The following is a 6,277-nucleotide window of genomic DNA, read 5'->3' as shown; positions in this document are numbered from 1 at the left end:
TGGTAGTTCAGTTGGTTAGAATACCGGCCTGTCACGCCGGGGGTCGCGGGTTCGAGTCCCGTCCACTCCGCCACTTATATTAAGCCTCAGTCGAAAGACTGGGGCTTTTTTCGTTTTGGTTACCCGACTTACCTTAACCCCATTTCCATACTTACCTTAACCCCATTTCCATATTGAAACCTTGCATCGAGAGGCAGGCTCTTCTCTCGCGATACTTTCTAAGCCCTGCCATGACGAGTTGATGCGCAACTCTGTGCGGTTTCTACTGAACCGGGTCCCAGTATCGAGGACTAGTTTTGAGCCCCTGTGCTGACTTACGTGTTAGAAAGCTTATTCACTAGCGTAGTGTAAGAAAGAGTAAGATCGGAAGACTGAGTTATTAAGCACCTAGCCACTTACGCATGTATTACCTTTCTAGATTCTAGGTTGTTGCGTTTTGGGTTCAGTTGTGTCTCGCAAGTTTATTTACTGAAGCCTACTAACAGAGGTCTAATAGAGTATTAAGCTGTTGGATCTAGGAATAATAAAAAAGCCCAGCAGGAAAATGCTGAGCTTTGAAGTTAATTATGCTTACAGGATGCGTTTTAAAACCCCATCGGCTTTTAGGCGGGTTATTTTTCTTACTAACCGCTGCACCCCTATCGGATAATCTTCCACTTTTTCTAACTGTTTATAAGTACAGATAAGATGGGTATGCTCAAGGATACGCGAAACTTCATCTTCGAACTTCTCAGTGAGCTTCGCATAATTGTCTTGGATGAGAAGCCCATTTTCTAGATCAAGTGACCAAGCCCGAGGATTTAAGTTATTCCCCGTCAGTAGCATATAGCGTTTATCAACCCAAATGCCTTTGAGATGGAAGCTATTATTGTCATGCTTCCAGAGGTGAATTGACAGTTTACGCGCAGCGATATTCGCTTCATTTGCTTTTGCAAAGCGGCGTAGGTTTACTTCATAGAGATATGGAAGTCCGCCAATGGTTTTAAAGTCTTCCTCAGGGGCAATATAAAAGTCGTTTGCTGTCTTGTCGCCCACAACAATAGTTACTTTCACACCGCGTTTCATGGCTCGCTTCACTTCACGATGCAGCGCTTTAGGGAAGTTAAAGTAAGGAGTACAGATAAAAATTTCGTTTTGGGCGGCCGCTAGTAACTTTACAATCTGTTGATTGAGCAGATTGCGGCGTTTGCCTAGACCAACTAGCGGGGTGATTTTTACACTTTCCTCTGTTGCAGGTTGGTCTTCAAACTGATAATTAGCTTGAGCAAGTGAAGCTCTCAGTTGACGAATCGCCGACTTAATTTCTTTGGTTTCTGGCTTATCTTTTCCAGCAAGATCATTGACAGCTGGGTGAGCAATCATCTCTTCCTGAATGAATTGCACCATTGAATTAGCTAAAGACTCATGTCGAATCACATGGTAACGATCAAAGCGATAGCGTTCGTGATAGTGCAGATAAACGTTATTTAAGCTTGCCCCACTGTAGATGACAGTATCATCGACAATGAAGCCTTTTAAATGTAGTACCCCAAAAACCTCTCTGCCACGCACAGGTATGCCATAGACAGGGATCGGGTGTTGGTACTTATTGGCATACGCTTTGTAAAGCGCAGAATTACCCTCAGATGTTTCCGCACCAATCAGGCCACGCTGCGCTCGATGCCAGTCGACACAGATATTGATGTCCAACCCAGGATTGCGCTGTTTCGCTTCATAAAGCGCAGTGAGAATTTCACGTCCAGCTTCATCATCTTCCAGATATAGAGCGACTAGGTAAATTCGCGACGTTGCTTTGCTGATTGCATCCAAAAGACGAGTCCTGAATGATTCTGCTGAATACAGAACATCAAAGTCTTCCGGATTGACAGCGAGACTTGGCAACTGTTCGAATGGATTCCTACTTACTATCATATCGGTATGAGTACCTTAGTTTAGTGCAATATTGCGAACCTGCCATTTTATCAAAGATATGATTTACCTGGCTACAAAAGCGCGCGTTTTGATGTCGTTGAAGAGATGAATTGCATTGGAATGAGATCTTTACCGCTATCTACATAGCGTTGAAATGCCATTTTTAACGGGTGTGGTAGCTCAGAGCAATCAATGGTTTTGAATCCATGCTTGGAATAATAGGATTCGAGATGTGTAAACGCGAAGCAATAATCGCCATCAGTGAAAACATTGTTTTTACAATGAGTTAGTAGTTCTTTTCCAATGCCAGTTCCCCTAAGTGTTGGAGTGACCAGCATTCCCGTCAGCAATCGAGATCTATCTACGGTTTTTAAGCGTAGTAACGCAACGATTTCACCTTTATGGCTCGCTGTAATGATCAGTTCATCCTTTTTTGCTCGACCCGAAGGGTAATGCGCTTTGTACAACCTCTTAATGAGAGGGAGCTTGATAGGATTTAACACTTCTATGATTAATGAGTCAGGTATTGTCACTGCGGTTAAAAGATAACTAATGTAGAATGTCGACAGTTTAAGAGAATCTTATCTGACGTTGCAAACCTACTATGCAAATTAAAACAAATGCAAGCCTTAAGGCTTACCATACTTTTGGGATTGAACAGTCGTGTTCCTATTTAGCGACCATCGAGTCGCTCGAGGAGGTTACCCAACTATTTCAAGACCCGAGATTCACCCATTTACCGAAACTTTTTTTAGGTAAAGGAAGTAATGTTCTTTTCACTGAGCATTTTGACGGGTTAGTGATCGTTAATCGAATCATGGGTAAAAATGTGACGGAAACGGATGACCAATACCTATTGCATATTGCAGGTGGTGAAGACTGGCCTGAATTGGTTTCCTGGTGTGTGAGTCAGGGAATTGGTGGGTTAGAAAACCTAGCCCTGATCCCTGGCTGTGCAGGCTCGGCTCCTATTCAAAACATTGGAGCCTATGGGCTAGAGCTAAAAGACATTTGTGACTACGTGGATGTTCTTGATCTAACTACGTTTGAAAATAGAAGAATGAGCGCCAGAGACTGTGAATTTGGCTACCGAGACTCCATTTTTAAACACGCTTTGCATGAAAAGTGCTTTATTACCGCACTAGGGCTTAAGTTGGCTAAGCAATGGCAACCGATTAATCAATATGGTCCTTTAAAAGATATTCCGGAAGAACAACTTAGCCCAGCAACAATCTTCGAGCGAGTTTGCCAAGTGCGAACGGAGAAACTGCCGGATCCAGCCAAAGTAGGTAACGCAGGGAGTTTCTTTAAAAACCCAGTGATCACTCAAGATCATTATGATCGGCTCATGAAGCAACATACTAATATCGTGGCCTATCCAACTCCTGGCGGAATGAAAGTCGCGGCTGGTTGGCTGATTGATCAGTGCGGATTAAAGGGGAAGTCTGTGCATGGAGCACAGGTCAACCCTATGCAAGCCTTGGTTTTGACCAACATGGACAACTGCAGTGCCGATGATGTTGTCGCACTTGCTTCCCTAGTGAAGCAGGCAGTGTGGGATAAATACCAAATAGAACTTGAGCATGAAGTGCGATTTCTGAACCGTACCGGGGAAACCAACTTGGCTCAGATCGAGGCGTTAAGATGAGAAAAGATCACTCTACGAAACTTCATATCTTAAAGTCATTAAGTAACGGCGAGTTTCATTCTGGAGAGGCGCTGGGCGAAGCCCTGAATGTATCCAGAGCGGCAATAGCTAAGCATATTAAAGGTCTTAGTGAGTGGGGCATTGATATTTATCGAGTGCAAGGGCGCGGTTACCAGTTGGCATCACCATTGCAGTTGCTAGATGAAGCTCTCCTTACTGCTAGTGCGGAGTCTCTTGTTGAGCTTGTTCCTGTGATTAACTCAACCAACCAGTATTTGCTTGATAGAGTTGCAGAGTCAGAAAAGGGCCGTGTTTGTATAGCTGAGTATCAAGCACAAGGACGTGGTCGCCGCGGTAGACAATGGATCTCTCCATTTGGCTCTAACTTATACCTATCCATGTACTGGCGATTAGATGCGGGAATGGCCGCGGCAATGGGCTTAAGCCTTGTTATTGGTATTGCCGCAGTGGAAGCACTAGAAGAAATGGGCATACAAGGCGTTAAACTCAAGTGGCCAAATGACCTGTATTATCAAGATAAAAAACTGGCAGGAATCTTAGTGGAGATGTCAGGGCAGGCCGGTGGTGCTGCTCATCTTGTGATTGGGATGGGGCTCAATATTGGAATGCCTGATGAGCAACCTGAGATTGATCAACCATGGACAACATTGAATCAGGTAAACGAGAGTCTCGTGATCGATAGAAATGTCCTAGCGACGACGCTTATCCAGCATTGGAATTCCGCACTTATCGAGTATGAACTGAAAGGACTTACCAGCTTTGTCGAACGTTGGAATCGATTAGATAACTTTCTCAATCGTCAAGTCAAGCTGCTCATCGGACCTAGAGAGGTGCACGGCGTCGTACGCGGCATTGATCATCAAGGCGGGATATTACTCGAAACCTCGCAAGGGCCAGAGACTTACATTGGTGGTGAAATCTCGTTGCGTAAAAGCGATTGACGTTCAATTACTTTCGCAAAGATACCTTATCAACCAAGTGGTTGACGCCTTTGTGTAGAATCAAATGGGCTCTTTCTCGGGTTGGAAGAATATTCAGCTCCAAGTTGAGCCCATTAATATCATGCCAAATTTGTTTCGCTTTTTGCTTTGCTTCATCGACTGACAGTTGCGTGTAGTGACTAAAATAAGAACCGGGTTTAGTAAAAGCCCCTTGGCGAAACTTTAAAAATCGTTCCACATACCACTGTTCAATTGTCTCTGTTTCAGCATCGACATAGATCGAAAAATCCAAAAAATCAGAGACAAAGACGCGATGTGGATCATGCGGATAATCCATTCCACTTTGTAGAACGTTTAAACCTTCAATGATAAGAACATCCGGTCTATCCACTTTTCTTAGTTCATCAGTAATGTCATACGTGATGTGAGAATAGATGGGTACTTCAAGATCGGGTTTTCCCGCCTTTACGTCAGACATGAACTCGACTAAACGCTTGATATCATAGGACTCAGGAAACCCTTTACGATGCATGATACCGCGTTCTTCTAGTACCTTTTTCGGATATAGAAAACCATCTGTAGTGACCAAGGACACTTTGGGATGATTCTCCCAACGAGAAAGCAATGCGGTCAGAATACGAGCTGTCGTACTTTTGCCTACAGCGACACTGCCGGCGATACCAATCACAAAAGGAGGGGCATGTTCTTCCGTATTCAAGAATTGTTGTAATACAGAGTTGCGGCTTTGACGCGCTTGGACATACAGATTCAAAAGACGAGACAAAGGAAGGTAGATTTCTACCGCTTCCTCCATGGTTAGGTTTTCATTAATGCCCTGAAGCGCAGTCAAGTCGTCTTCAGAAAGTGTCATCGGTACAGAGTTTCTTAACTCGGCCCAATTTGCACGGTCAAATGACAAAAATGGACTCATGGGTCTCTTTTATCCTTGGTTTAGTAGAAGCAAGAACATACATCAAGCGAACTTCAAAGCAAACGACAAAGGTCGAAGTTTACTTTAAAAAAGCCAAGTTTGTACGAATTTGCAGCAAACGAATCTAAAAAATCGAATTTTATGATTTTTTTTAAAATTACTATTGCAACCTCGAAAATCATTCAATAGAATGCGCACCACTTATGCCGACTTAGCTCAGTAGGTAGAGCAACTGACTTGTAATCAGTAGGTCACCAGTTCGATTCCGGTAGTCGGCACCATTCTTTCCTTTAGTAGTCTGAATGGCTTGAAAATTTGGAGGGGTTCCCGAGTGGCCAAAGGGAGCAGACTGTAAATCTGCCGGCACTGCCTTCGATGGTTCGAATCCGTCCCCCTCCACCATATTCTTTAGGAAATAGCTCTCAGAGTTACGTGTTGCGGGCATCGTATAATGGCTATTACCTCAGCCTTCCAAGCTGATGATGCGGGTTCGATTCCCGCTGCCCGCTCCACTCTAATTTGAGTGCTGATATAGCTCAGGTGGTAGAGCGCATCCTTGGTAAGGATGAGGTCGGCAGTTCGAGTCTGCCTATCAGCACCAGCTCTCAAGTTTATTTCCTTTTGATATTAGATTTACCAATTATCTTTTTTTGGTTGCGTGGTCAATTTGGGCCACCTAAATCCGTACCTAGAGGGACCACTCATGTCTAAAGAAAAATTTGAACGTACGAAACCGCACGTTAACGTTGGTACTATCGGCCACGTTGACCACGGTAAAACAACTCTAACTGCAGCTATCTGTACTACTCTTGCTAAAGTTTACGG

General features: G+C 44.0%; 6 protein-coding genes and 4 tRNA genes. 7 read left to right on the top strand and 3 right to left on the bottom strand.

Annotated elements, in window-relative coordinates; all coding sequences use genetic code 11:
• Positions 1-570: 570 nt before the first annotated feature.
• Positions 571-1,911 (bottom strand): CDP-diacylglycerol--serine O-phosphatidyltransferase, encoded by a 1,341-nt coding sequence (gene pssA / locus NL645_RS23010; protein WP_046874695.1) that lies wholly within the window; start codon positions 1,909-1,911, stop codon positions 571-573.
• A 71-nt stretch (positions 1,912-1,982) separates the two neighbouring features.
• A complete protein-coding gene (locus NL645_RS23005; RefSeq protein ID WP_253652474.1) occupies positions 1,983-2,414 on the bottom strand; it encodes a GNAT family N-acetyltransferase in 432 nt (143 codons plus the stop codon).
• A gap of 101 nt (positions 2,415-2,515) precedes the next feature.
• Here NL645_RS23005 and murB point away from each other — a divergent pair, with 101 nt between their 5' ends.
• The gene (murB, locus tag NL645_RS23000) at positions 2,516-3,559 is read left to right on the top strand and encodes a UDP-N-acetylmuramate dehydrogenase (protein WP_253652473.1); all 1,044 of its coding nucleotides are present in this window, start codon (positions 2,516-2,518) and stop codon (positions 3,557-3,559) included.
• A complete protein-coding gene (birA, locus tag NL645_RS22995; RefSeq protein ID WP_253652472.1) occupies positions 3,556-4,521 on the top strand; it encodes a bifunctional biotin--[acetyl-CoA-carboxylase] ligase/biotin operon repressor BirA in 966 nt (321 codons plus the stop codon). The genes murB and birA overlap by 4 nt, the downstream gene beginning before the upstream one ends.
• A 7-nt stretch (positions 4,522-4,528) precedes the next feature.
• Here the strand turns inward: birA and coaA are convergent, their stop codons facing one another.
• On the bottom strand, positions 4,529-5,452 hold the full coding sequence (coaA, locus tag NL645_RS22990) for a type I pantothenate kinase (protein WP_005398335.1): 924 nt from the start codon (positions 5,450-5,452) through the stop codon (positions 4,529-4,531).
• 205 nt (positions 5,453-5,657) lie between these two features.
• Between coaA and NL645_RS22985 the strand changes: the two genes are divergently transcribed.
• The 5 genes from NL645_RS22985 to NL645_RS22965 form a co-directional block, all read left to right on the top strand.
• Positions 5,658-5,733 (top strand) — tRNA-Thr (locus NL645_RS22985).
• A gap of 36 nt (positions 5,734-5,769) precedes the next feature.
• A tRNA-Tyr gene (locus NL645_RS22980) sits at positions 5,770-5,854 on the top strand.
• Positions 5,855-5,889: 35 nt separating this feature from the next.
• Positions 5,890-5,964: transfer RNA gene (locus tag NL645_RS22975), tRNA-Gly, on the top strand.
• Between the two features lie 13 nt (positions 5,965-5,977).
• Positions 5,978-6,053: transfer RNA gene (locus NL645_RS22970), tRNA-Thr, on the top strand.
• 102 nt (positions 6,054-6,155) lie between these two features.
• Positions 6,156-6,277, top strand: a 122-nt coding sequence (locus NL645_RS22965; RefSeq protein ID WP_253645201.1) for a GTP-binding protein, incomplete at its 3' end; no start/stop codon positions are given.

The sequence above is a fragment of the Vibrio sp. Y51_MX_L26 genome, assembly GCF_024181935.1.
GTDB classification, from domain to species: Bacteria; Pseudomonadota; Gammaproteobacteria; order Enterobacterales; family Vibrionaceae; genus Vibrio; species Vibrio diabolicus.
This window is presented reverse-complemented; position numbering and strand designations above follow the sequence as displayed.